Source organism: Burkholderia sp. IT-111MI5 (genome assembly GCF_949752865.1).
Lineage (GTDB): Bacteria > Pseudomonadota > Gammaproteobacteria > Burkholderiales > Burkholderiaceae > Burkholderia > Burkholderia pyrrocinia_C.
On the sequence record NZ_CATKIF010000007.1, the window covers coordinates 108,141 to 131,199 of the forward strand.

26 protein-coding genes are annotated in these 23,059 nt (G+C 66.2%); 16 read left to right on the forward strand and 10 right to left on the reverse strand.

The annotated features are described in order from the left end of the window. Window positions 1–112 precede the first annotated feature (112 nt). Window positions 113–1,015, forward strand: coding sequence for a cysteine synthase CysM (gene cysM / locus ACM6JT_RS06210; protein ID WP_034183042.1), 903 nt, complete (start codon window positions 113–115; stop codon window positions 1,013–1,015). Window positions 1,016–1,082: 67 nt separating this feature from the next. Here the strand turns inward: cysM and mltB are convergent, their stop codons facing one another. After that, window positions 1,083–2,300, reverse strand: coding sequence for a lytic murein transglycosylase B (mltB, locus tag ACM6JT_RS06215; protein WP_175748817.1), 1,218 nt, complete (start codon window positions 2,298–2,300; stop codon window positions 1,083–1,085). A gap of 170 nt (window positions 2,301–2,470) precedes the next feature. On the opposite strand from mltB, the gene ACM6JT_RS06220 reads away from it, so the two are divergent. Then, entirely contained in the window at window positions 2,471–3,394 is a 924-nt protein-coding gene (locus ACM6JT_RS06220) for a histone deacetylase family protein (RefSeq protein WP_034183044.1), read from the forward strand. Window positions 3,395–3,425: 31 nt separating this feature from the next. Here the strand turns inward: ACM6JT_RS06220 and ACM6JT_RS06225 are convergent, their stop codons facing one another. Further along, entirely contained in the window at window positions 3,426–4,346 is a 921-nt protein-coding gene (locus tag ACM6JT_RS06225; RefSeq protein ID WP_414856118.1) for a lysophospholipase, read from the reverse strand. 215 nt (window positions 4,347–4,561) lie between these two features. Between ACM6JT_RS06225 and ACM6JT_RS06230 the strand changes: the two genes are divergently transcribed. From ACM6JT_RS06230 to ACM6JT_RS06250, 5 genes are all read left to right on the forward strand, one after another. Beyond that, window positions 4,562–5,596 (forward strand): methionine ABC transporter ATP-binding protein, encoded by a 1,035-nt coding sequence (locus ACM6JT_RS06230; RefSeq protein WP_105391820.1) that lies wholly within the window; start codon window positions 4,562–4,564, stop codon window positions 5,594–5,596. Further along, window positions 5,586–6,239, forward strand: coding sequence for a methionine ABC transporter permease (locus ACM6JT_RS06235; RefSeq protein WP_006486982.1), 654 nt, complete (start codon window positions 5,586–5,588; stop codon window positions 6,237–6,239). Before ACM6JT_RS06230 ends, ACM6JT_RS06235 begins: the two co-directional genes overlap by 11 nt. 35 nt (window positions 6,240–6,274) lie before the next feature. Beyond that, entirely contained in the window at window positions 6,275–7,069 is a 795-nt protein-coding gene (locus ACM6JT_RS06240) for a MetQ/NlpA family ABC transporter substrate-binding protein (protein ID WP_414856119.1), read from the forward strand. A 228-nt stretch (window positions 7,070–7,297) separates the two neighbouring features. Continuing rightward, window positions 7,298–8,047: an electron transfer flavoprotein subunit beta/FixA family protein gene (locus tag ACM6JT_RS06245; protein ID WP_072436048.1), complete on the forward strand. Its 750-nt coding sequence runs from the start codon at window positions 7,298–7,300 to the stop codon at window positions 8,045–8,047. A 16-nt stretch (window positions 8,048–8,063) separates the two neighbouring features. After that, window positions 8,064–8,999 carry an electron transfer flavoprotein subunit alpha/FixB family protein gene (locus ACM6JT_RS06250; RefSeq protein WP_414856120.1) on the forward strand — a complete coding sequence of 312 codons (936 nt, stop codon included), beginning with the start codon at window positions 8,064–8,066 and terminating at the stop codon, window positions 8,997–8,999. Between the two features lie 101 nt (window positions 9,000–9,100). Here ACM6JT_RS06250 and ACM6JT_RS06255 read toward each other — a convergent pair whose 3' ends face one another. Next, window positions 9,101–10,387, reverse strand: a complete 1,287-nt coding sequence (locus ACM6JT_RS06255; RefSeq protein WP_217588093.1) for a D-amino acid dehydrogenase — start codon at window positions 10,385–10,387, stop codon at window positions 9,101–9,103. 145 nt (window positions 10,388–10,532) lie between these two features. Between ACM6JT_RS06255 and ACM6JT_RS06260 the strand changes: the two genes are divergently transcribed. Together ACM6JT_RS06260 and ACM6JT_RS06265 are read left to right on the forward strand one after the other, a co-directional pair. Next, window positions 10,533–11,021 carry an Lrp/AsnC ligand binding domain-containing protein gene (locus ACM6JT_RS06260; protein WP_012492860.1) on the forward strand — a complete coding sequence of 163 codons (489 nt, stop codon included), beginning with the start codon at window positions 10,533–10,535 and terminating at the stop codon, window positions 11,019–11,021. 93 nt (window positions 11,022–11,114) lie between these two features. Continuing rightward, on the forward strand, window positions 11,115–12,293 hold the full coding sequence (locus ACM6JT_RS06265; RefSeq protein WP_034183051.1) for a PA0069 family radical SAM protein: 1,179 nt from the start codon (window positions 11,115–11,117) through the stop codon (window positions 12,291–12,293). 52 nt (window positions 12,294–12,345) lie between these two features. On the opposite strand, the gene ACM6JT_RS06270 is transcribed toward ACM6JT_RS06265, so the two are convergent. Then, on the reverse strand, window positions 12,346–12,813 hold the full coding sequence (locus tag ACM6JT_RS06270; protein WP_034183440.1) for an NINE protein: 468 nt from the start codon (window positions 12,811–12,813) through the stop codon (window positions 12,346–12,348). Window positions 12,814–12,922: 109 nt separating this feature from the next. Next, entirely contained in the window at window positions 12,923–14,062 is a 1,140-nt protein-coding gene (locus ACM6JT_RS06275) for a PQQ-dependent sugar dehydrogenase (protein WP_414856121.1), read from the reverse strand. 152 nt (window positions 14,063–14,214) lie between these two features. On the opposite strand from ACM6JT_RS06275, the gene rpsP reads away from it, so the two are divergent. The 6 genes from rpsP to ACM6JT_RS06305 all read left to right on the forward strand — a co-directional run bounded on the left by rpsP (window position 14,215) and on the right by ACM6JT_RS06305 (window position 18,343). Next, window positions 14,215–14,469 (forward strand): 30S ribosomal protein S16, encoded by a 255-nt coding sequence (gene rpsP, locus ACM6JT_RS06280; protein ID WP_006476550.1) that lies wholly within the window; start codon window positions 14,215–14,217, stop codon window positions 14,467–14,469. Between the two features lie 42 nt (window positions 14,470–14,511). Further along, window positions 14,512–15,189, forward strand: a complete 678-nt coding sequence (gene rimM / locus ACM6JT_RS06285) for a ribosome maturation factor RimM (protein ID WP_034183053.1) — start codon at window positions 14,512–14,514, stop codon at window positions 15,187–15,189. A gap of 1 nt (window position 15,190) precedes the next feature. Beyond that, window positions 15,191–15,985, forward strand: coding sequence for a tRNA (guanosine(37)-N1)-methyltransferase TrmD (gene trmD, locus ACM6JT_RS06290; RefSeq protein ID WP_034183054.1), 795 nt, complete (start codon window positions 15,191–15,193; stop codon window positions 15,983–15,985). A 132-nt stretch (window positions 15,986–16,117) separates the two neighbouring features. Next, entirely contained in the window at window positions 16,118–16,510 is a 393-nt protein-coding gene (gene rplS / locus ACM6JT_RS06295; protein ID WP_011883860.1) for a 50S ribosomal protein L19, read from the forward strand. An 87-nt stretch (window positions 16,511–16,597) separates the two neighbouring features. After that, window positions 16,598–17,284, forward strand: a complete 687-nt coding sequence (locus tag ACM6JT_RS06300; protein WP_034183055.1) for a CoA pyrophosphatase — start codon at window positions 16,598–16,600, stop codon at window positions 17,282–17,284. A 120-nt stretch (window positions 17,285–17,404) separates the two neighbouring features. Next, on the forward strand, window positions 17,405–18,343 hold the full coding sequence (locus tag ACM6JT_RS06305; RefSeq protein ID WP_034183056.1) for a CobD/CbiB family protein: 939 nt from the start codon (window positions 17,405–17,407) through the stop codon (window positions 18,341–18,343). A 63-nt stretch (window positions 18,344–18,406) separates the two neighbouring features. Here ACM6JT_RS06305 and ACM6JT_RS06310 read toward each other — a convergent pair whose 3' ends face one another. The 3 genes from ACM6JT_RS06310 to ACM6JT_RS06320 form a co-directional block, all read right to left on the reverse strand. Further along, window positions 18,407–18,724 carry a hypothetical protein gene (locus tag ACM6JT_RS06310; protein ID WP_034183057.1) on the reverse strand — a complete coding sequence of 106 codons (318 nt, stop codon included), beginning with the start codon at window positions 18,722–18,724 and terminating at the stop codon, window positions 18,407–18,409. Between the two features lie 62 nt (window positions 18,725–18,786). Then, window positions 18,787–19,728, reverse strand: coding sequence for a ribosome small subunit-dependent GTPase A (gene rsgA / locus ACM6JT_RS06315; RefSeq protein WP_414856122.1), 942 nt, complete (start codon window positions 19,726–19,728; stop codon window positions 18,787–18,789). Beyond that, the gene (locus ACM6JT_RS06320; protein WP_034183059.1) at window positions 19,725–20,984 is read right to left on the reverse strand and encodes a M48 family metallopeptidase; all 1,260 of its coding nucleotides are present in this window, start codon (window positions 20,982–20,984) and stop codon (window positions 19,725–19,727) included. The genes rsgA and ACM6JT_RS06320 overlap by 4 nt, the downstream gene beginning before the upstream one ends. Before the next feature lie 117 nt (window positions 20,985–21,101). Between ACM6JT_RS06320 and orn the strand changes: the two genes are divergently transcribed. Then, on the forward strand, window positions 21,102–21,722 hold the full coding sequence (gene orn / locus ACM6JT_RS06325) for an oligoribonuclease (RefSeq protein WP_034183060.1): 621 nt from the start codon (window positions 21,102–21,104) through the stop codon (window positions 21,720–21,722). Between the two features lie 34 nt (window positions 21,723–21,756). Here orn and mog read toward each other — a convergent pair whose 3' ends face one another. Both mog and yjgA read right to left on the reverse strand, forming a co-directional pair. Then, window positions 21,757–22,368 (reverse strand): molybdopterin adenylyltransferase, encoded by a 612-nt coding sequence (mog, locus tag ACM6JT_RS06330; protein WP_414856123.1) that lies wholly within the window; start codon window positions 22,366–22,368, stop codon window positions 21,757–21,759. Beyond that, window positions 22,349–22,954, reverse strand: a complete 606-nt coding sequence (yjgA, locus tag ACM6JT_RS06335) for a ribosome biogenesis factor YjgA (RefSeq protein ID WP_414856124.1) — start codon at window positions 22,952–22,954, stop codon at window positions 22,349–22,351. The genes mog and yjgA overlap by 20 nt, the downstream gene beginning before the upstream one ends. Between the last annotated feature and the right edge of the window lie 105 nt (window positions 22,955–23,059).

A 23,059-nucleotide genomic window follows, 5' to 3' on the forward strand; every position in this document is an offset into this window, starting at 1 on the left:
ATCGCGAATCGCGCGGCATGCGTATTCCATCGTCGCAAAGGGGTTGCCGGCGCGAGCGGCGGCGCTGGTTTACAATCGACCGATTGATCGGCCTCGTACTCACGGCATACCCATGGCTTACAAAACTATCGAAGACACGATCGGCAATACGCCGCTCGTGCAACTGGTCCGCTTGCCGGACGACGAGATTCGCGCGCGCAACAACGTGGTGCTCGCGAAGCTCGAAGGCAACAATCCGGCCGGTTCCGTGAAGGATCGCCCGGCGCTGTCGATGATCAGCAAGGCCGAGGCGCGCGGGCGCATCAAGCCGGGCGATACGCTGATCGAGGCGACGAGCGGCAACACGGGCATCGCGCTCGCGATGGCAGCGGCGATCCGCGGCTACAAGATGGTGCTGATCATGCCGGAGGACCTGTCGGTCGAGCGCCGCCAGAGCATGGCGGCCTATGGCGCCGAGATCATCCTGACGCCGGTGAAGGGCGGGATGGAGCTGGCGCGTGACCTGGCGGACCAGATGCAGCGCGAAGGCAAGGGCGTGATCCTCGATCAGTTCGCCAACCCCGACAACCCGGTCGCGCACTACGAAGCGACCGGCCCGGAGATCTGGCGCGACACCGACGGGCGCGTGACGCACTTCGTGTCGGCGATGGGCACGACCGGCACGATCATGGGCGTGTCGCAGTATCTGAAGGAACGGAATCCCGCGATCGAGATCGTCGGTGCGCAGCCGGAAGAAGGTTCGCGCATTCCCGGCATCCGCAAATGGCCGGAAGCCTATCTGCCGACGATCTTCGATCGCAGCCGCGTCGACCGCGTCGAGAACGTGAGCCAGGCCGCCTCCGAAACGATGGCGCGCCGGCTGGCGGCTGTCGAAGGCATCTTCGCGGGCATTTCGTCGGGCGGCGCGTGCGAAGTCGCGATGCGCATCGCGCGTCAGGTCGAGAACGCGACGATCGTGTTCATCGTTTGCGATCGCGGCGACCGCTATTTGTCCACGGGCGTGTTCCCGGCCTGAGCCCGTCCCGCACGCGATAAAAAAACGCCGCAGTTGCGGCGTTTTTTTGTTTGGGCGGGTGCGTTGCCTACTGCGCTTGCTCGTCCGCGTTGCCCGGCGTCAGCGCGCCGCTCGCTTCCATCTGCGCCTTCACGGCCTCGCCGAGCTGATACACGGTGAGTGCGTAGAAGAAGCTGCGGTTGTAGCGCGTCAGCACGTAGAAATTCTTCAGCCCGAGCATGTATTCGGTCGCGCGCCCCGGCGACGGCAGATCGACCACGGTCACCGGCGTGGCGGCTTCGGTGGTGATGTTGACCGCCGGTTCGTTCAGCGTCATGCCCGCGCGCATCAGTTGCGACAGCGCCCAGTGCGGTTCGGGCTGGCCGTCGGCGGCGGCCTGTGCGATCCCCAGGCTGCCCGTATCGGGCGTGATCTGCCAGACCACCGGGCGGTCGGTTTCCCAGCCGTGCTGCTTCAGGTAGTTAGCGACGCTGCCGATCGCGTCGACAGGACTGCTGCGCAGATCGACATGGCCCGTGCCGTCGAAGTCGACTGCATATTCGCGGATGCTGCTCGGCAGAAACTGCGGAATCCCGATCGCACCCGTATACGAGCCGAGCACGGTGGTCGGGTCGAGCTGGTTGTCACGGGTCCAGACCAGGAAATCCTCGAGGTTCTTGCGGAACGTTGCCTGGCGGCTGTCGCGATTCGGCGTGTCCGGATAGTCGAACGTGAGCGTCGTCAGCGCGTCGAGCACGCGGAAATTGCCCATGTAGCGGCCATAGATCGTCTCGACGCCGATGATGCCGACGATCACCTCGGGCGGCACGCCGAACTCCCGGGATGCGCGCTGCAGCGTTGCCTGGTTGGCCTTCCAGAACTTCACGCCCGCGTTGATGCGGATCGGCTCGATGAAGCGCGAGCGATAGACGCGCCAGTTCTTGACCGTCGGCGACGCGGCGGGCTTCACGAGCTTGACTGCCGTCGCCGAATAGCTGATGCGCGAGAACAGCGCATGCAGGCTCGCGGAGTCGAAGCCGTTGCGGCTCACCATCTCGTCGATGAACGCGTCGACCTTCGCGTTGCTCGCGTAACGCTGCGGAACGATTTCCTCTTCGAAGGTCTGGCCTTGCGGCGCCGGCTGCTGGGGCTGGGCCTGTGCGACGCGCGTACCGGCAGGCTTCGCAGGCTGCGTCTGCGCGCCGGCAGGCGCGGCGCCGAGGGCTGCGGCGACGGCGGCAACGACGAGCGGAGCGCGAACACGGCGCAGCGCGGAGAGAAGGGCGGCAGGCTTGCTGGAATTCATGTCGAAGCGGGCGGACGGGGGCGATTGGGTTCGGCGCAGTATACCCGACGCATCCGGCGCGCCGGGGCGAAACCGGGCCCCGTTGTGGTAAGTTAGCGGCGAATTCGCGGCAGACGATGGACATCATTGATGGAGACCTGCGGCGCACCGCGCGCTGCGGATGACAGCTTATGGCAACCGCTTTCTATACGCACCCCGACTGCATGTTGCACGAGATGGGGGAATGGCATCCGGAATGCCCGGCCCGATTGTCGGCGATCCAGGATCAACTGATCGCGAGCCGCATCGACGACCTGATCGTGCACGAAACCGCGCCGTTCGCGAGCGAGGTGGCGTTGGGCCGTGTGCATACGCAGGCGCACATCGACTACATCCGGAGCATGACGCCGGTCGACGGCTACGTCGAGATCGATCCCGATACGCTGATGAACCGCGACACGTGGCGCGCGGCGCTGCGCGCAGCCGGTGCCGCGATCGCGGCGACCGACGCGGTGATCGAAGGCCGCTACGCGAATGCGTTCTGCGGCGTCCGGCCGCCCGGCCACCATGCGGAGCCCGCGCGCGCGATGGGTTTCTGCTTCTTCAACAACGTCGCGATCGCCGCGCGGCATGCGCTCGACGTGCACGGTCTCGAGCGTGTCGCGATCATCGATTTCGACGTGCACCACGGCAACGGCACCGAGGCTGCATTCGCCAACGACGAGCGCGTGCTGATGTGCAGTTTCTTCCAGCATCCGCTGTACCCGTTCTCGGGCGTCGATCACCAGGCGCCGAACATGGTCAACCTGCCGATGCCCGCGCGCAGCAACGGGATGGCGATCCGCGAAGCCGTCGACATGTTCTGGCTGCCGCGTCTCGACGCGTTCAAGCCGCAGATGCTGTTCGTGTCGGCGGGCTTCGATGCGCATCGCGAGGACGACATCGGCAACCTCGGCCTCGTCGAGACCGACTTCGAATGGCTGACCGCGCAGATCGTCGACGTCGCGCGTCGTCATGCGCAGGGCCGCATCGTGAGCTGTCTCGAAGGCGGCTACAACCTGTCCGCACTCGGGCGCAGCGTCGTCGCGCACCTGCGCGTGCTGGCCGGTATCTGACCGTCCGTCCGCCGCCAGCATGTGCGCTTGATCAGCGCGCCGGCACGCGCGCGTGAATCCACGCGATCAGCGCGTCGATCACGCGGTCGCGTTCGAGATCGTTCATCGTTTCGTGGAAACCACCTTCGTATAGCGTCAGCGTGCGATCGGGCGAGCCGACGCGCGCGCCGAACGCACGGCTGCCGTCGGGTTCGGTCAGCTTGTCCTCGGTGCCGTGATAGACGAGCACCGGGATGCGCAGCGCGCCGCGGCCGCGTTCGATGCGCGCCATCGCGTCGAGAATCTCCGCGCCGGTGCGCGCGGGCACCGCGCCGTGATGCACGAGCGGATCGGCGCGATTGGCCGCGACGATGGCCGGATCGCGCGACAGCAGCGCCGCGTCGATCCGGATCGCGGGAAAGGTCGGCCACGCGCGGCTGATGACGCGGCTTACCGCGAGCATCCAGCGCGGCACGTCGCGCCCCGGTGCGAGCGCCGGGCTCGACAGCACGAGGCCCGTGAGCGCATGGCCGCTGGCCGGCGCGCGTTCTATCGCGTACAGCGCGGCGACCGCGCCGCCCATGCTGTGTCCCATCAGGAACAGCGGCGTATTGCCGCGCGCGGCTTCGGCGACCAGCGCATCCGCATCGTTCAGGTAATCGTCGAAACGCTCGACCCAGGCTCGCTTGCCGGGCGACTGGCCGTGCCCGCGCAGATCGATCGCGAGCACGTCGATGCCGGCCGCGTTCAGCCGGCCGGCGAGCGCGGCATAACGGCCCGCGTGTTCGGCGAGGCCATGCACGAGCGCGATCGTCGCGCGCGGCGGCGCGGTGCCGCTGCCGGCCGGCCAGCGGTACGATGCCAGTTCGAGCCCGTCCGCAGCGCGCAGCCGGCCCATTTTCGGCGCGGGCGGCGACGAAGGCGCCGATCCGGCAGTGGCGGGCGCGGCGGCCGGCGTGGTGGTGGCGGTCATCTGGCGTGTCCCTGTTCGTTGGTCGGTGTTCCGGATCATAGTCGCGGCATTGTCGCGACGGGCCAGCGGCGCTCCTCTAATTTCGTGAGGTTATGAAAAGATCGAAATCGATTATTAAGGGGAATGAGGGGTTTGCGGTAAAATCGCCGACTATTCCAGATGCATCGGTGGCCGACTGGCGGGCCTGCTCGCCGGCCGGCCACCGTTTTGTTTACATGATCGAATTACGCAATCTTTCGCAGCGTTTCCCCGGGCCGAGCGGCTGGGTCGAGGCGCTGCACAACGTCAACCTGACGATTCCGCAGGGCGAAGTGTTCGGCATCATCGGCCGAAGCGGCGCCGGCAAGAGCACGCTCGTGCGCACCATCAACCTGCTCACGCGGCCGACCGAAGGCAATGTCGTCGTCGGCGGGCGCGATCTCACGCTGCTGCCGGCCGGCGCGCTGCGCGAGGCGCGCCGCGAGATCGGCATGATCTTCCAGCACTTCAACCTGCTGTCGTCGCGCACGGTGTTCGACAACGTCGCACTGCCGCTGGAGCTGGCCGGCGCAAGCCGTGTCGACATCGAGGCCGCCGTGCTGCCGCTGCTCGACCTCGTCGGGCTGTCCGCGCAGAAGGATCGTTACCCGGCGCAGATCAGCGGCGGACAGAAGCAGCGCGTCGGCATCGCACGCGCGCTCGCGAGCCAGCCGAAGGTGCTGTTGTCGGACGAAGCGACGTCCGCGCTCGATCCCGAGACCACACGTTCGATCCTCGACCTGCTGAAGCGCATCAACCGCGAACTCGGCCTGACGATCGTGCTGATCACGCACCAGATGGAAGTGATCAAGCAGGTGTGCGATCGCGTCGCGGTGCTCGATGCGGGGCGTGTGGTCGAGGAAGGCCGCGTGATCGACGTGTTCCTGCAGCCGCATCACGAAGTGACGCGCGCGCTGATCGGCGACGTGATCGCGCAGGAACTGCCGCCCGCGCTGAAGGTGCGCGTGGCCGAGCGGCTGAAGACAGGTAGCGGGCATCTGCTGCGGCTCGCGTTCACGGGCTCGGGTGTCGACCAGCCGATCCTGTCGGAGACGATCCGCCGATACGAACTCGATTTCAACATCCTGCACGGCCAGATCGACGAGATCCAGGGGCAGGCATTCGGTTCGCTCGCGGTGCTCGCGGGCGGCGAGCCGGGCAAGGTCGGGCAGGCGCTCGCGTTCCTGCGCGAGCAAGGTGTGGTGGTAGAGGAGCTTTCGTATGTTGAGTGAGATGTTCGATATGTTCGTGCAGTCGTTCTGGGAGACGCTGATCATGGTCGGCATCTCCGGGGCGGTCGGCGCGCTCGTCGGTCTGCCGCTCGGCGTGCTGCTCTACCTGACCGATCGCCAGGGCGTGCTGCAGAACCTCGCGGTGAATCGCGTGCTCGGCGGCATCGTGAACGCCGTCCGCTCGACGCCGTTCATCATCCTGCTGGTCGCGGTGATTCCGTTTACGCGGCTCGTCACGGGGTCGTCGATCGGCACGGCCGCGGCGGTCGTGCCGCTGACGCTGGCGGCCGCGCCGTTCATCGCGCGTCTCGTCGAGACGGCGCTGCGCGAAGTCGACCGCGGGCTGATCGAAGCCGCGCAATCGATGGGCGCGACCACGTCGCAGATCGTATTCAAGGTGTTGCTGCCCGAATCGCTGCCGGGCGTGGTGGCGGGCCTGACGATCACGTTCGTGTCGTTGGTCGGCTATTCGGCGATGGCCGGTGCGATCGGCGGCGGCGGGCTCGGCGATCTCGGGATTCGCTACGGCTACCAGCGCTATCTGCCGGAAGTGATGTGGACGGTCGTCGCGATCCTGATCGTGTTCGTGCAGATCGTGCAGTCGTTCGGCGACTGGCTCGTCCGCCGGCTGAGCCACAAATAAGACGAAATTGATCCGTTAGTTAGGGGGAAGAGACGATGCAACGACGCTTCATGCTGAAGTTCGCGGCGGCACTCGGCGCAGCCGCGCTGTTCGCGGGTGCGCACGCACAGGCCGAAACCATCAAGGTGGGCGTGACGGGCGGGCCGCACGCGCAGATCATGGAAGCGGTGAAGAAGGTCGCGGTGAAGAGCGGCCTCGAGATCCGCATCGTCGAATTCTCCGATTACGTGCAGCCGAACGCGGCGCTCGCGTCGGGCGACCTCGACGCGAACAGCTACCAGCACGATCCGTATCTGCAGGCGCAGGTGAAGGATCGCGGCTACAAGCTGATCAAGGTCGCGGAGACCGTCACGTTCCCGATGGGCATCTATTCGAAGCGCGTGAAGTCGCTGGCCGAACTGAAGCCCGGCGCGCGCATCGCGGTCCCGAACGACCCGACCAACGGCGGCCGTGCGCTGCTGCTGCTGCAAAAGCAGGGCCTCCTGAAATTGCGCGCGGATGCGGGGCTGAAGGCGACGCCGCTCGATATCGTCGACAATCCGCGCAAGCTGAAGATCGTCGAACTCGATGCGGCGCAGATTCCGCGCTCGCTCGGCGACGTCGACGCGGCCGCGATCAATACCAACTACGCGATGGAAGCAGGGTTGAAACCGAAACAGGACGCGATCGCGATCGAGGGTCCGAACGGCCCGTACGCGAACATCCTCGCGATTCGCGACGCGGACCGGAACAAGCCGTGGGTCGCGAAACTGATCGCGGCCTATCATTCGGCCGACGTGAAGCAGTTCATCGAAGGCAAGTTCGGCGGCGCGGTCATCGCCGCCTGGTAACGGGCAGAGCACGGGACGCCCGGCGGGATTAGAGTCGATGATCGAAAACCCGGGCTTTGCGTCCGGGTTTTTTCTCTTTTAAAATAGAACGACCGTTCGCTATCATTGGCGCGTCGCCAAGAAGCGGTATCCTCGACAGCCACGATGGATGGGTCCGCTTGGCCGCGCAGTCATGAGGCCTCGCTATAGAATGGCCTCTGGTCGTATTCGTAACTTTGGAGCGTGTGCATGAAAATCCTGGTGCCAGTGAAAAGAGTGGTCGATTACAACGTGAAGGTCCGCGTGAAGTCGGACAACACGGGTGTCGACATCGCGAACGTGAAGATGTCGATGAACCCGTTCGACGAAATCGCCGTTGAAGAAGCGGTGCGCCTGAAGGAAGCGGGCGTCGCGACCGAAGTGATCGCGGTGTCGGTGGGCGTCACGCAGGCGCAGGAAACGCTGCGCACGGCGCTGGCGATCGGTGCGGATCGCGCGATCCTGGTCGAGTCGAACGACAGCGTCGAGCCGCTGGCCGTCGCGAAGATCCTGAAGGCGCTGGTCGACAAGGAGCAGCCGCAGCTGGTGATCCTCGGCAAGCAGGCAATCGACGACGATTCGAACCAGACGGGCCAGATGCTGGCTGCGCTGGCCGGCCTGCCGCAAGCGACGTTCGCGTCGAAGGTGACGGTTGCCGACGGCAAGGCAACAGTCGCGCGCGAAGTCGACGGCGGCGCGGAAACGCTGTCGCTGACGCTGCCGGCGGTCGTGACGACCGACCTGCGCCTGAACGAGCCGCGCTACGTGACGCTGCCGAACATCATGAAGGCGAAGAAGAAGCCGCTGGAAATCGTGAAGCCGGAAGACCTGGGCGTGGATGTCGCGCCGCGTCTGAAGACGCTGAAGGTGGTCGAGCCGCCGAAGCGTGCGGCCGGCGTGAAGGTGCCGGACGTGAAGACGCTGGTCGAGAAGCTGAAGACCGAAGCCAAGGTGCTGTAAGAGGGAGCGGAAAGAAATGACGATTCTGGTGATTGCAGAACACGACAACGCGTCGATCAAGGCCGCGACGCTGAACACGGTGACAGCGGCGGCGAAGATCGGCGGTGACATTCACGTGCTGGTCGCGGGCCACAACGCGCAAGCGGCTGCAGACGCGGCAGCGAAGATCGCGGGTGTTTCGAAGGTGCTGCTGGCCGACGCGCCGCAGCTCGAAGCGGGCCTCGCGGAAAACGTCGAAGCGACCGCGCTGAACATCGCGAAGGACTACTCGCACATCCTCGCGCCGGCCACGGCGTACGGCAAGAACATCGCGCCGCGCATCGCCGCGAAGCTGGACGTCGCGCAGATTTCGGATATCACGGCGGTCGATTCGGCCGATACGTTCGAGCGCCCGATCTACGCAGGCAACGCAATCGCGACGGTGCAGTCGAGCGACCCGATCAAGGTCATCACGGTGCGTGCGACGGGTTTCGATCCGGTGGCGGCCGAAGGCGGCAGCGCTTCGGTCGAGAAGATCGAAGCGGCAGCCGACGCAGGCAAGTCGCAGTTCGTGAGCCGTGAAGTGACGAAGCTGGACCGTCCGGAACTGACGTCGGCAAGCATCATCGTGTCGGGCGGCCGCGGTCTGGGCAGCGGCGAGAACTACACGAAGGTGCTCGAGCCGCTGGCGGACAAGCTGTCGGCCGCACTCGGCGCATCGCGCGCGGCAGTCGACGCGGGCTACGTACCGAACGACTACCAGGTCGGCCAGACCGGCAAGATCGTTGCACCGCAGCTGTACATCGCGGTCGGCATCTCGGGTGCGATCCAGCATCTGGCCGGCATGAAGGATTCGAAGGTGATCGTCGCGATCAACAAGGATCCGGAGGCGCCGATCTTCAGCGTGGCCGACTACGGCCTCGTCGGCGATCTGTTCACGCTCGTGCCGGAACTCGTGGCCGAGCTCGGCTGACGCGGCGTGCCGCTTCAGCGGTAAGCACACGGAAAAAGGGGCGCTACGAGCGCCCCTTTTTTTGATGCCGGTCGACCCGCATTGCTGCGGGCCGCTGCGGCTTATGCGTATGCCGGGCGCGTCTGGCCGGTCACTTCCTTCAGGTAGCGGTGCACCGACAGATCGTCGGCCTGGATCGCCGGCTTCTTGCCCGAGATCAGGTCTGCGAGCAGTTGGCCCGAACCGCACGACATCGTCCAGCCGAGCGTGCCGTGGCCGGTGTTCAGGAACAGGTTCGACACCGGCGTGCGGCCGACGATCGGCGTGCCGTCCGGCGTCATCGGGCGCAGGCCCGTCCAGAACGTCGCCTTCGACGTGTCGCCGCCGCCCGGGAACAGGTCGTTCACGCACATCTCGAGCGTTTCGCGGCGCGCGGCGCGCAGGTTCTTGTCGAAGCCGACGATTTCCGCCATGCCGCCGACGCGGATGCGCTGGTCGAAACGCGTGATCGCGATCTTGTAGGTCTCGTCGAGCACGGTCGACACGGGCGCGGCCGCTTCGTTGACGATCGGCGCGGTGATCGAATAGCCCTTCAGCGGATAGACCGGGATCTTCATCAGGTTCGAGATGAAGCTGGTCGAGTACGAACCGAGCGCGACGACGTACGCGTCCGCGCGCACCATCTCGCTGCCGCATTGCACGCCGGCGATCTTGCCGCCGGCAATCGCGAGCGCGTCGATCGGCGTGTTGTAGCGGAACTTGACGCCGAGCGATTCGGCGAGCGCCGCGAGGCGCGTCGTGAACAGCTGGCAATCGCCCGTTTCGTCGCCCGGCAGGCGCAGGCCGCCCGTCAGCTTGTGCGATACCGCGGCGAGTGCCGGTTCGGCATTCTTCAGGTCGTCCGGCGACAGCAGTTCGAACGGCACGTTCGCTTCCTGCAGCACGGCGATGTCCTTCGCCGCGCCGTCGAGTTGCTGCTGCGTGCGGAACAGCTGCAGCGTGCCGCCCGTGCGCCCTTCGTACTGGATGCCGGTGTCGGCGCGTAGCGCCTGCAGGCAGTCGCGGCTGTATTCGGCGAGGCGGACCATGCGGCCCTTGTTGACTGCATAGCGCTCGGTCGTGCAGTTGCGCAGCATCTGCCACATCCACTGGAGCTGGAAGCGCGTGCCGTCGAGACGGATCGCGAGCGGCGCATGCTTTTCGAACATCCACTTGACGGCCTTCAGCGGCACGCCGGGCGCGGCCCACGGCGCCGCATAGCCGGGGGAGATCTGGCCTGCGTTCGCGAAGCTCGTCTCGAGCGCCGGGCCGGCTTCCCGGTCGATCACCGTGACTTCATGACCGGCGCGCGCGAGGTAATACGCGCTTGCCACGCCCACCACACCGCTGCCCAGAATGACGACTCGCATAGCTGCTCCAGATCGAAGGGACCAGATCGAGGCCGGACGCACCCGCGGCTCCGTGTAACCTCTAGCTGATCTAGTTTTTTGAGCTATGGTATTGTCGAATGTGCAGGTTTTGTTATCGTATTTTTCAGGTTTTCAGCATAAACAAATGAGAACGCAACGTCAGCCCGTACGCTCGCTCGACAAGCTCGACCGGCGCATCCTCAAACTGCTCCAGGACGACGGCCGGATGGCGATGAAGGACCTCGCGGAACAGGTCGGATTGACCGTCACGCCGTGCATCGAGCGCGTGCGGCGCATGGAGCGGGACGGCGTGATCACCGGCTATCACGCGCGGGTCGACCCGGGCCAGCTGGGTGCCGCGCTGCTGGTGTTCGTCGAGATCACGCTCGGCCACAAGGGCGGCAACATGTTCGAGCAATTCCGTCGGGAAGTGATGAAGATCGACGAGGTGCTCGAATGCCACCTCGTATCCGGCGATTTCGACTATCTGATCAAGGCGCGGATCGGCGAGATGGCCGACTACCGTAAGCTGCTCGGCGACATCCTGCTGCAGTTGCCCGGCGCCGTGCAGTCGAAGAGCTATGTCGTGATGGAGGAAATCAAGGAAACGCTGACGATCGCGGTCGGCGAGTGACGACGCGCCGGCGGCCCGTTAACGGGCCCCTTATCCCGCCCTTGGCATGCTGCGCCCAACACTGTATAAATGTACAGTATTGGGCGCAGGCGAATGGGTGGGCACATGGATGATCGGTCCGACAACGAATTTCCGGTAGCGCCGCCCGTGCCCCGCAAGGGGCGCGGTGCGGTCGACAACTTGCAGGGGCGGTACGAGCTCGCGCAGCGCGAAGCGGTCGACGACGGCTGGACGCACGAGTCGGACGACGCCGACTTCCCCGCGCCGCTGCGCACGCAGGTGTTCGAGGAGCGTGCGAAGAGCATCCTGACGCATAACCAGTCGCCAGATATTCCGTTCAGCGTATCGCTCAATCCGTATCGCGGTTGCGAGCACGGCTGCATCTACTGCTTCGCGCGGCCGACGCACAGCTATCTCGGCCTGTCGCCGGGGCTCGATTTCGAAAGCCGCATCTACGCGAAGGTCAATGCGGCCGAACTGCTCGAGCGCGAGATTTCGCGCAAGCGCTACGTGCCTGAGCCGATCGCGCTCGGCGTCAACACCGACGCCTACCAGCCGGTCGAGCGCGACCTGCGCATCACGCGCAGCGTGATCCAGGTGATGCACGATCGCGGGTTGCCGTTCGCCGCGATCACGAAATCGTCGCTGATCGAGCGCGATCTCGACCTGCTTGCACCGATGGCGGAGCGCAGGCAGGTGATGGCGGCAGTCACGATCACGACGCTCGATGCCGATCTCTCGCGCACGCTCGAGCCGCGGGCGGCGACGCCGGCGCGCCGGTTGCGCACGATCCGCGCGCTGCGCGATGCGGGCGTGCCGGTCGGCGTGAGCATTGCACCGGTGATTCCGTTCGTCACCGAGCCCGATATGGAGCGCGTGCTCGAAGCGTGCGCGGAAGCGGGCGCGACGCACGCGAGCTACATCATCCTGCGGTTGCCGTGGGAGGTCGCGCCGCTGTTCAAGAACTGGCTCGCCGCGCATTTTCCCGATCGCGCGGAACGCGTGATGAACCGCGTGCGCGACATGCGCGGCGGGAAAGACTACGACTCGGATTTCTCGAAACGGATGAAGGGCGAGGGGATCTGGGCCGACCTGTTGCGGCAGCGTTTCCGCCAGGCCGTCAAGCGGCTCGGGCTGAACGAGCGCACGAACGGCATCCTCGATCTGTCGCAGTTTCGCGGCGCGCCGGCCGCCGCAGTGCCGGCGCCGCGCGTAGCAGTGCGCACCGCCGGCGCGAAGTTGCGCGACGACATGCAGTTGAACCTGTTCTGACTGGCGCGCAATACCGGTGCTCGTCGGCGCCGGTGCGTCGCGCTCGTTGCGCTTACTGCGAAATCTGCTTCGCTGCTTCGACCTGCGATTCGAAATACGTCTGGAACGACAGCGCGAGCGCGGTCATCAGCAGGAACGCACCGATCAGCAGCGAGAAGATCACGACAAAGATCACGGTCCAGCCCGACCGGCTGTGCTTGCCCGTCTCCGCATTGAATTGCGCGTCCCACTTTTCGTCGGGGCGCAGCCCGTAGACGAGTGCGGCGAGGAACGCCGCCAGCAGCGAGATTGCGCCGGGTACCGCGAGCCACCAGCCGAGGCCGGCGCTGCGCTGGGTCGCCGCGAGCAGCAGGAAGCCAGGGATGCCGACGATCGTCGCGAGCAGGTGTGCCCAGCCGTACACGTCGCGAAAGCCGTACAGATAGAAGCGGTGCGCGCCGAGCGATCCGAACAGGAATGCGAGGGCGGCGGTGAGCGTCTTGGAACGGAAGCGGCGGGACGGTGCGGTGCTGCTGGACATGGATGGCGGCGTATTGTCGTTGGCATGGGCGGCCGGCGGGCCGGCGCGGGCGCGCGGCCCGGCACGCATTCTACGATGCCCGGTCGGGCCCGGTCACCCCCGGCCTGCGTCAAGGTGCCGCATAGGTCACGCGATAGATTGCACCTGCGTAGTCGTCGCTGACGAGCAGCGAACCGTCCGGCAGTGGCAGCACGTCGGCCGGGCGTCCCCACACTGTGCCGTCGGGCCGCAGCCAGCCCGTGACGAACGGGGTCTGGCGCGCCTGGCTGCCGTCTGCCGATACGACGACGCGCATTACGCGGTAGCCGACCTTCGTGCTGCGGTTCCACGAACCGTGTTCGGCAATGAACACGTTATTGCGATACGACGCGGGAAACATCGGCCCGGTATAGAAGCGCATGCCGAGCGCCGCGACGTGTGCGCCGAGTTTCAATACGGGCGGCACATAACGGCGGCATACGTCGGCGCTGCCGAATTCGGGGTCGGGCGTATCGCCGCCATGGCAGTACGGAAAACCGAAGTCGAGGCCGGCGCGCGGCGCGCGGTTCAGCTTGTCATCGGGCACGTCGTCGCCCATCATGTCGCGCCCGTTGTCGGTAAACCAGAGCTCGCCCGAATCGGGGTGCCATGCGAAGCCGGCCGTATTGCGCACGCCGCGGGCGACGACCTCGCTTCCGCTGCCGTCGGCCTTCATGCGTGCGATGATCGCGTAGCGGCTGCGATCGGCGAGGCAGACGTTGCACGGTGCGCCGGTCGGCACGTAAAGCTTGCCGTCGGGGCCGAACGCGATGAATTTCCAGCCGTGATGGTGGTCGGTCGGCAGCGCGTCGGTCACGACGACAGGGGGCGGTGGCTTGGCGAGCCGGTCGTCGATGCGATCGAGGCGCAGGATGCGCGACACGGCTGATATATAGAGCGCACCGTCGCGGTAGGCTACGCCGACGGGCATGTCGAGTCCGGACGCGATCACGTGGCGCGCGCTGATCCGGCCCTCGTGCATCTCGAACGCATGCACGCGGCCTTCCCGCGTGCCGACATACAGGATGCCGCGCGGCGACCACGCCATTTCGCGTGCGGTCGGTACTGCGTCGGTCAGCACTTGCACGTGGAAGCCGGGCGGCACGACCAGTTCATCGACCGGCAACGTTGCGGCGAACGCCGTAGCGGACGCGAGGCAGGCAAGGCCGGCGAGCAGCGTGATGAAACGGTGCTGAGCGCGGCGCGTCGGGGCGGCGCGAAGGAGCGGCATGACGGTCGGGAGCGTCCTGGACACGACGATTGTATGCCCGGCTGGCAGGCCGTCCGCGGATTTTTTGCGCGTAAGTGTTTGTTGTGCCTCTGGTTTCCGGCTATAATCGCGTGTTTCAGTAGTTTCGAACCCGGTTTTCCGAAGGACATCATATGGTTATCATCCGTCTGGCTCGTGGCGGCTCGAAGAAGCGCCCGTTCTACAACATCGTTGCTACCGATTCGCGTAACCGTCGTGACGGCCGCTTCATCGAGCGCGTCGGCTTCTACAACCCGGTCGCTACGAAGGGCGAATCGCTGCGTATCGCTCAGGACCGCCTGACGTACTGGCAAGGTGTTGGCGCGCAACTGTCGCCGACCGTCCAGCGTCTCGTGAAGGAAGCGCAAAAGGCGCAACCGGCTGCCTAACATGGCACGGTGTGCCGGTCGTGCCGGCTGTGAGGTGCATTGATGGCGGGTCACGATTCCGGTAATGCAAGGCGCGGGCGTGCGTCATTCGGCGCATTCGTCCGCAAGCCGGTCGAGCGCGACGTTGTCGCGAACGCCGGTCAGGCTGCCGAACAGGGTAGCCTCGAAGCGACGCAGGCCTGGCCCGACGATGCCGTCGAGGTCGGGGCGGTGGTCGACGCCTACGGCCTGAAGGGCTGGATCAAGGTGGCGACGCATGCCGATGCCGGTCGCGGCGGCGACGCGTTGCTCAACGCGCGCCGCTGGTGGCTGGAACGCGGTGCGGAGCGGCTTTCCGTCCGCATCATGCAGTCGAAGACGCACAGCGACACGGTCGTTGCGCAACCCGCGGGCGTCAGCGACCGCGATGCCGCGCTGGCCATGCGCGGCTTTCGCGTGTTCGTGCGCCGGGAAGATTTCCCGGCATTGGCCGCGGACGAATTCTATTGGGTCGACCTGATCGGTCTCGAAGTCGTCAACGAGCAATCGGTGGCGCTCGGGAAGGTGAGCGGGATGATCGACAACGGCGTGCATTCGATCATGCGTGTCGAGTATCCGGCGACCGGCAAAGACGGTCAGCCGACCACCGATGAACGGTTGATTCCGTTTGTCGGCGTATACGTCAAAACGGTGGACCAGGCGGCGCGTCGCATCGTCGTCGACTGGGAAGCCGATTACTGAAATGAACCAGGTTACCGAGAGCGCGGTGCAGTTCGACGTCGTCACGCTCTTTCCCGAGATGTTCCGCGCACTGACCGACTGGGGAATCACCAGCCGGGCCGTCAAGCAAGGGCGCTTCGGGCTGCGCACCTGGAACCCGCGTGATTTCACGACGGACAACTACCGCACGGTCGACGATCGTCCGTACGGCGGCGGTCCGGGCATGGTAATGCTGGCCAGGCCGCTCGAAGCTGCGATCGGCGCCGCGAAAGCAGCGCAGGCGGAGCAGGGCATCGCGAGCACGCGCGTCGTGATGATGTCGCCGCAGGGCGCGCCGCTCACGCACGAGCGAGCGGTGCGGATGGCACAGGAGCCGGGTGTCGTCGTGCTGTGCGGCCGCTATGAAGCGATCGACCAGCGCCTGCTCGACCGTTGCGTCGACGAGGAAATCAGCCTCGGCGATTTCGTGCTGTCCGGCGGGGAACTGCCGGCGATGGCGATGATGGATGCGGTCGTGCGGTTGCTGCCTGGTGTGCTGAACGATTCGCAGTCGGCCGTGCAGGACAGTTTCGTCGACGGCCTGCTCGATTGTCCGCACTACACGCGCCCCGAGGAATACGACGGCGTGCGCGTGCCGGACGTGCTGCTCGGCGGGCATCATGCCGAGATCGAGCGGTGGCGTCGCCAGGAAGCATTGCGGAATACGTTGCGGAAGCGGCCGGACCTGATCGTCCGGGCGCGTCGCGAAAAGTTGTTGAGCCGTGCCGACGAGGCATGGCTCGCGAACCTCGCACGCGAAGCGAAGGACGCCTCCTGAGGCGGCGTCGCGGGCGGGAATTGGCGGTGCCGTGCATGCGTGCGCGGTGCCTGATGTGAATCCATCCTCTATCGGGGCCGGCCTGGGAGCAGGCAGGTGCAAACGCCGACACGATGGCAATAGGAGTCAGTGATGAACCTCATCGCAAAACTTGAGCAGGAAGAAATCGAGCGCGCGCTCGCCGGCAAGACGATCCCCGAATTCGCCCCGGGCGACACGGTGATCGTGAACGTGAACGTGGTTGAAGGTAACCGCAAGCGCGTTCAGGCTTACGAAGGCGTCGTGATCGCAATTCGCAACCGTGGCCTGAACTCGAACTTCATCGTCCGCAAGATCTCGTCGGGCGAAGGCGTCGAGCGTACGTTCCAGACGTACTCGCCGCTGCTGGCAAGCATCGTCGTGAAGCGCCGCGGTGATGTGCGTCGCGCGAAGCTGTACTACCTGCGCGAGCGTTCGGGCAAGTCGGCTCGTATCAAGGAAAAGCTGGTGTCGAAGGATCGCACCGCAGCAGCTTCCCAAGAGTAAGAGCTGTAAGGAAAAAGCACCCGACCGGGTGCTTTTTTCATTCTGGCGCGACAATATGCTCGATACGACACGAACCAGAGAGCCCCATTGAACCGCCGCCCCATCATCGATCCCGAAGTATTGCCGGTCGAAGGCACCGGCGCCGGCCTGCCCGCCATCGATCCCCGCCTGATGACGCCGTCCGGCTTGCGCGATCGTTTCGCGCGCACGCTCGACTGGAACGTCGAGCCCGGAGAGGCGAGGTTGCAGGAAGGCGTCGATCCGCGCAGCGCGGCCGTTCTCGTGCCGCTCGTCACCCGCGAGTCGGGCCTCACCGTGCTGCTGACCCAGCGCGCCGATCACCTGAACGACCACGCCGGGCAGATCAGCTTTCCCGGCGGCCGTCGCGAACCGTTCGATCGCGACGCGACCGCCACCGCGTTGCGCGAAGCGAAGGAAGAGATCGGGCTGGCCGCCGAACGCGTCGAGATCCTCGGCGCGTTGCCCGACTACCTGACCGGCACCGGCTTCTGCGTGGCGCCGGTGGTCGGCCTCGTGCATCCGCCGTTCACCGTGCAGGCCGACACGTTCGAAGTCGCCGAGATCTTCGAGGTGCCGCTCGCGTTCCTGATGAATCCCGCGAACCATCAGGTCCGCGTGTTTCGCTGGGAAGGCGGTGAGCGTCGTTTTTTTGCGATGCCCTATCCGAACGGCGAACCGGGCGGGCATTACTTCATCTGGGGCGCAACTGCCGCCATGTTTCGCAATCTGTACCGCTTCTTGGCCGCTGCATAGACGCGCATACCGGCACATGCGCGCGGCCGGCCGCCGGGCGGCTGCGTCGGCAGCCATGCTCGGCTTACGCTGTGCTATCGTTATGCAAAAAATGACATAACTCCGAAGACGGCGCCACGCATGACTTTCTTTTCGGTTCTCCTTGCCCTCATCATCGAACAGGTCCGCGCGTTGTCGCCGAACAATCCGGTGTTCGCGCTGTTCCAGTTTCATGCGGAAACCGTCGCGCATGGCCTCGACGCCGGCAAGCAGAAGCACGGCATCCTCGCGTGGCTCGCGGTCGTGCTGCCCTGGGTGCTGGTCGTCGCACTGATCTATTTCCTGCTGTACAAGGTGAGCTTCGTGCTCGCGTTCCTGTGGAACGTGGTCGTCGTGTATTTCACGCTTGGCTTCCGACAGTTCAGCCATTACTTCACCGACATCCATCTCGCGCTCAACAACGACGACGTGCCGCGCGCGCGCGAAATCCTGCGCGAGTGGACGGGCATCGACACGGTCGACATGCCGGTCGGCGAAATCGTCCGCCATACGCTGATTCACGCGGTTGTCGCATCGCATCGCCACGTGTTCGGCGTGTTCTTCTGGTATGTGCTGCCGATCGGGCCGGCCGGCGCCGTGCTGTACCGGATTTCCGAATACCTCGCGCGCAGCTGGTCGACGCCGGGCGACGAGCGCACGGCCGCCTTTTCGACGTTCGCGCAACGCGCGTTCTTCGTGATCGACTGGATCCCCGCGCGACTGACCGCACTCGGCTTCGCGATCGTCGGCAATTTCGAGGATGCGATCTACGCGTGGCGCAACCACACGCGCCAGTGGCCCGACCCGAACGACGGCGTGCTGCTGGCAGCCGGCAGCGGGGCGCTCGGTGCGCGTCTCGCGGGGCCGCTCGCGGAACCGTCGAGCCTCGACGCGCTGGCAGTCGGCGACAGCGGTCCGCTGACGGTCGGTGACGATTGCACGCCGCGTACGCTGCAGTCGGCGGTCGGCCTCGTCTGGCGTGCGGTGATCCTGTGGATGATCCTGCTGCTGATGCTGACGCTCGCCGTCTGGGTGTCGTGACGGGGCCGCGCAGCGCCCGATGAAAGGCAAAGGCCGGCTTGATGCCGGCCTTTTTGCTGTGGGTCAGTCGTCGAGCGGATCGCGCACGGCACCGCATTGCCAGCACGCCGTGAACTGGGCCTCGAGCGCTTCGCCGCACTGTCGGCAGCGCCACGGCGCGGCGCCGGCCGACGGGCCGTGCGACGCGGCATCGAGCAGCCGGCGAGCGAGCGCGTCGTCGCGTTCGTCGTCGAGCCACAGCTCGGGCGTGCACGCGTCGGCGGGCAGGCCGCCGAGCGCGCCGGTCGCGTAGCAGTTATGCAGCTCGCAACCGACGCCGGCCACCTGGAGCACGTTGGCCCAATGCTGCGCCGTCGCAAGATCGGGTGCCTTGAAACGCATGGCGGCTCCTGTCGATGAAGGCCGGCCCGAACGGCATTGGCCGCCGCGCGCCTGTCGCGCGATCAGCGGACGATCTGGCTCGCCTCGTGCACGAGCTGCGCATACAGCGCGTGCCGCGACGGCGCGATGCGGCCGTCGTCGACCGCTTCGAGAATCGCGCAGCCGGGCTCGTGCAGATGATGACAATTATAGAAACGGCAGTCCGCGAGCAGCGGCCGGAACTCCGGAAACGCGCGCTCGAGACGGCCTTCCGTCAGATGGTAGAGGCCGAACTCCTGGAAGCCCGGCGAATCGATCAGCGCGCCGCCGCCCTCCAGCGGGTAGAGGCGCGTGAACGTCGTCGTGTGGCGGCCGCTGTTGAGCGCGGCCGAGATCTCGCGCGTCGCGGCTTCGGCGTCGGGAACCAGCAGGTTCACGAGCGTCGACTTGCCCATCCCGGACTGGCCGAGCAGGATCGTCGAATGGCCGGCGAGGTGCGGCATCAGTTGCGCGCGCGCGTCGTCGGGCGAGCCCTTTACCGACAGTTCGAGCACGTCGTAGCCGAGTGCGCAGTACGGCGCGAGGCGCTCGCGCGCGACCGGCAGCGCAGCTTCGACGTCGATCTTGTTCAGCACGACGAGCGGTTTCAGCTCGTTCGCCTCGGCGGCGATCAGCGCGCGGCCGAGCAGGTCTTCGCTGAAATAGGGTTCGGTCGCGAGCACGATCAGCAACTGGTCGAGGTTGGCCGCGAAGAGCTTCGACTTGAACTGGTCGGAACGGTACAGCAGGTTGCGCCGCTCGCCGATCTCGACGATCACGCCCTGGTCGGCCGACGCGTGTTCGTACACGACGCGGTCGCCGACCGCGATGTCGCTCTTCTTGCCGCGCGGGAAGCACTGCAGCATCGGGCCGCCGTCGTCGGGCGCGACGATGTAGTGGCGGCCGTGCGCCGCGATCACGCGGCCTTCGACACGTTGCGCGCCCGACGCGCGCGGGGCCGGCTTGCGGGAAGGCGGCCGGCTCATGCGAGCTGCAGCAGGCGGTCGATCCGCTGCGATGCGGGCGGATGCGAGTAGTAGAAGGCCGTGTAGACGGGGTCGGGCGTCAGCGTCGACGCGTTGTCCTCGTAGAGTTTCACGAGCGCGCTGACGAGATCCTGCGCGTCGGTCTGGCTGGCCGCGAACGCGTCGGCCTCGAATTCGTGCTTGCGCGACGTGAGGCTGCTGAACGGCGTCGCGAAGAACAGGAACACCGGAATGGCGAGGAAGAACAGCACGAGCGCGGCGCCTGCATTGCTCGTGTCGAGCGACGGCGTGACGCCGAGCCCCGTATAGAACCAGGTGCGCTGCGCCAGCCAGCCGAGCAGTGCGAGCAGCACGAGGCTCAGCACGAACGACACGAGCATCCGCTTCATCACGTGGCGGCGCTTGAAATGGCCGAGTTCGTGCGCGAGCACGGCTTCGATTTCCTGGCCGGACAGGCGCGCGAGCAGCGTGTCGAAGAACACGATCCGCTTCGATGCGCCAAAGCCCGTGAAGTACGCGTTGCCGTGCGCGGAGCGGCGGCTGCCGTCCATCACGAACAGCCCCTTCGCCGCGAAGCCGCAGCGCTTCATCAGCGACTCGATGCGCAAGCGCAGCGCGTCGTCCTTCAGCGGCTCGAACTTGTTGAAGAGCGGTGCGATGAAGGTCGGGTAGATCAGCAGCACGAGCATCTGGAACGCGACCCAGACGATCCAGGTCCACAGCCACCACAGGCTGCCGGCCTGGTTCATCAGCCACAGCACGGCGAACAGCAGCGGCAGGCCGAGCGCGGCGCCGAGCAGCGTGTTCTTCAGCATGTCGGTGAAGAACAGCCGCTTCGTCATCCGGTTGAAGCCGAAACGCTGCTCGATCCCGAACTGGCGGTAATACTCGAACGGGACGTCGATCACGCTCGTGATCACGAGCACCGCTGCGACGAGCGCGACCTGCTGCCCGTAACCGCGGCCGAGCCAGCCGGTCAGCAGCGTGTCGAGCGCGCCGACGCCGCCGAGCAGCGTGAGGCCGACCAGCACGGCCGCGCTGACGACGATCTCGAGCATCGTCAGCCGGGTGCGCTCGACCGTATAGTCGGCCGCGCGCTGGTGGGCGGTCAGCGGGATGGTTGCGCTGAACTGCGCCGGCACGCCGTTGCGGTGCGCGGCGACGAAGCGGATCTGCCGCGACGCGAGCCACAGCTTGGTGACGACCATCGCGAGCACGGCGAGCGCGAACAACAGGGTGAACGAAAAGGGTGACATCGAAGGCGCCAAAGGGTTCTATGCGAGAATTATATGTTCTTGCGGACCGGGCCCGCTGATGCGTTGCCGGCCGCCCGGGCGGCGCCGCGCGCCGTCCGCCATTTTCCAGGATGACTCATGACCGATACCGCCGCTTCCGCCAGCCAGCCCGCGCTCGTGCGCAACGAGTTGAACCTCGTCTGGCTCGACATGGAGATGACGGGCCTCGACCCGGATAACGACCGCATCATCGAGATCGCGGTCGTCGTGACCAATTCCACGCTCGACGTTGCCGTCGAAGGCCCCGTGTTCGCGATCCACCAGAGCGACGAAACGCTCGCGAAGATGGACGACTGGAACAAGTCGACGCACGGCCGCTCGGGCCTGATCGACCGCGTGCGCGCATCGACCGTGACCGAGGCGGAAGCCGCCGCGCAGCTGCAGGCGTTCCTCGCGCAGTACGTGTCGCCCGGCAAGTCGCCGATGTGCGGCAACTCGATCTGCCAGGACCGCCGTTTCATGGCGCGCTGGATGCCCGAATTCGAGAAATTCTTCCACTACCGCAATCTCGACGTCAGCACGCTCAAGGAGCTGTGCCGCCGCTGGCAGCCCGCGATCTACAAGGGCTTCCAGAAGCGCGCGATGCACACGGCGCTCGCGGACATCCACGAGTCGATCGACGAGCTGAAGTACTACCGCGAGCATTTCCTGATTCCGGCCGCGCCGGCGTCGGCAGGCGAGTCCGCGCCGGCCGCCTGAGCGGGCCGGCACGCGCTCAGCGCTCGGTACACGCTCAGCGCTGCGCGCTTTTCGGCCGGAACGCCGCGACCACCGCGGCGTCGGTCTCGATGTACGGGCCGCCGATCAGGTCGATGCAGTAGGGCACCGCGGCGAAGATGCCGGGCACGGTCGACTTGCCGTCGGCGTCGCGCAGCCCTTCGAGCGTTTCCCGGATCGACTTCGGCTGGCCGGGCAGGTTGATGATCAGCGCCGCATGGTCGGCCGTCTCGCGAATCACCGCGACCTGCCGCGACAGGATCGCGGTCGGCACGAAATTCAGGCTGATCTGCCGCATCTGTTCGCCGAATCCGGGCATTTCCTTCGTCGCCACGGCCAGCGTGGCCTCGGGCGTCACGTCGCGGCGCGCGGGGCCCGTGCCGCCCGTCGTCAGCACGAGGTCGCAGCCGGCGACGTCGACGAGCTCGGCGAGGGTCGCGGAGATCGTCGGCGCATCGTCCTGGATTAGCCGCGTTTCGGCACGCCACGGCGAGACCAGCGCGCCGGCGAGCCATTCCCGCAGCGCCGGAATGCCTTTATCTTCGTAGACGCCCGTGCTGGCACGGTCGCTGATCGACACGAGACCGATGACGAGCTCGTCCGGGTGCTTAGGCTTCGTCGTCGTCATGGTCGTCTCCGGCGTCGTCGGCCGCTTCGTCATCCCCGCCGGGCGTGCCGCTCGCGGTCTTGACCCACTGGAACAGCTCGCGGAAATAGCGCGGCGGCTTGCCTTGCTGCGCTTCCTTGCGCGCGTTGCGGATCAGCGTGCGGCCTTCCTGGATGTCGGCGTCGGGGTGCTGGCGCAGGAATTCGGTCAGTGCGTCGTCGCTGGCGAGCAACTGTTCGCGGGTGCGCTCGATCCAGTGCAGGCGGGCCGTCGCGGCCTTGTTCACGCCGCGCTGCGCGTCGAGCGCGGTGCGCAGCGCGGCCGTCTCGTCGTCGGCCAGCGAGCGCATCACGCGGCCGACGTACTGGAGCTGGCGGCGCTTGCCTTCGTGATCGGTGATCCGGCGCGCCTCGCGAACGGCGTCCGCGAGGGCTTCCGGCATCGGCATGCGCTTGAGCGCGTCCTTCGGCAGGTCGACGAGCGCCTGGCCGAGCTCCTGCAGCGCGTGCATCTCGCGCTTCAACTGGGATTTGCTGGGGCGATCGTAGCCGTTGTCGTCGTCTTCGACGGCATGCTCGATCGGCTGAATTCGGGTTTTGCGTGTCATGGGCGGCATTGTATCGCGGCGCGGACACCCCAAGCTTGTCTGTGTCCGTCCCCGGACCTTGCTATGATCGCGGGATACGCAACATTTTGAACATGCGGGCGCCCG

Coding starts and splice junctions, on each gene's coding strand:
- cysM (WP_034183042.1), top strand. CDS start 113: ATGGCTTACAAAACTATCGAAGACACGATCGGCAATACGCCGCTCGTG.
- mltB (WP_175748817.1), bottom strand. CDS start 2,300: ATGAATTCCAGCAAGCCTGCCGCCCTTCTCTCCGCGCTGCGCCGTGTT.
- ACM6JT_RS06220 (WP_034183044.1), top strand. CDS start 2,471: ATGGCAACCGCTTTCTATACGCACCCCGACTGCATGTTGCACGAGATG.
- ACM6JT_RS06225 (WP_414856118.1), bottom strand. CDS start 4,346: ATGACCGCCACCACCACGCCGGCCGCCGCGCCCGCCACTGCCGGATCG.
- ACM6JT_RS06230 (WP_105391820.1), top strand. CDS start 4,562: ATGATCGAATTACGCAATCTTTCGCAGCGTTTCCCCGGGCCGAGCGGC.
- ACM6JT_RS06235 (WP_006486982.1), top strand. CDS start 5,586: ATGTTGAGTGAGATGTTCGATATGTTCGTGCAGTCGTTCTGGGAGACG.
- ACM6JT_RS06240 (WP_414856119.1), top strand. CDS start 6,275: ATGCAACGACGCTTCATGCTGAAGTTCGCGGCGGCACTCGGCGCAGCC.
- ACM6JT_RS06245 (WP_072436048.1), top strand. CDS start 7,298: ATGAAAATCCTGGTGCCAGTGAAAAGAGTGGTCGATTACAACGTGAAG.
- ACM6JT_RS06250 (WP_414856120.1), top strand. CDS start 8,064: ATGACGATTCTGGTGATTGCAGAACACGACAACGCGTCGATCAAGGCC.
- ACM6JT_RS06255 (WP_217588093.1), bottom strand. CDS start 10,387: ATGCGAGTCGTCATTCTGGGCAGCGGTGTGGTGGGCGTGGCAAGCGCG.
- ACM6JT_RS06260 (WP_012492860.1), top strand. CDS start 10,533: ATGAGAACGCAACGTCAGCCCGTACGCTCGCTCGACAAGCTCGACCGG.
- ACM6JT_RS06265 (WP_034183051.1), top strand. CDS start 11,115: ATGGGTGGGCACATGGATGATCGGTCCGACAACGAATTTCCGGTAGCG.
- ACM6JT_RS06270 (WP_034183440.1), bottom strand. CDS start 12,813: ATGTCCAGCAGCACCGCACCGTCCCGCCGCTTCCGTTCCAAGACGCTC.
- ACM6JT_RS06275 (WP_414856121.1), bottom strand. CDS start 14,062: ATGCCGCTCCTTCGCGCCGCCCCGACGCGCCGCGCTCAGCACCGTTTC.
- rpsP (WP_006476550.1), top strand. CDS start 14,215: ATGGTTATCATCCGTCTGGCTCGTGGCGGCTCGAAGAAGCGCCCGTTC.
- rimM (WP_034183053.1), top strand. CDS start 14,512: ATGGCGGGTCACGATTCCGGTAATGCAAGGCGCGGGCGTGCGTCATTC.
- trmD (WP_034183054.1), top strand. CDS start 15,191: ATGAACCAGGTTACCGAGAGCGCGGTGCAGTTCGACGTCGTCACGCTC.
- rplS (WP_011883860.1), top strand. CDS start 16,118: ATGAACCTCATCGCAAAACTTGAGCAGGAAGAAATCGAGCGCGCGCTC.
- ACM6JT_RS06305 (WP_034183056.1), top strand. CDS start 17,405: ATGACTTTCTTTTCGGTTCTCCTTGCCCTCATCATCGAACAGGTCCGC.
- ACM6JT_RS06310 (WP_034183057.1), bottom strand. CDS start 18,724: ATGCGTTTCAAGGCACCCGATCTTGCGACGGCGCAGCATTGGGCCAAC.
- rsgA (WP_414856122.1), bottom strand. CDS start 19,728: ATGAGCCGGCCGCCTTCCCGCAAGCCGGCCCCGCGCGCGTCGGGCGCG.
- ACM6JT_RS06320 (WP_034183059.1), bottom strand. CDS start 20,984: ATGTCACCCTTTTCGTTCACCCTGTTGTTCGCGCTCGCCGTGCTCGCG.
- orn (WP_034183060.1), top strand. CDS start 21,102: ATGACCGATACCGCCGCTTCCGCCAGCCAGCCCGCGCTCGTGCGCAAC.
- mog (WP_414856123.1), bottom strand. CDS start 22,368: ATGACGACGACGAAGCCTAAGCACCCGGACGAGCTCGTCATCGGTCTC.
- yjgA (WP_414856124.1), bottom strand. CDS start 22,954: ATGACACGCAAAACCCGAATTCAGCCGATCGAGCATGCCGTCGAAGAC.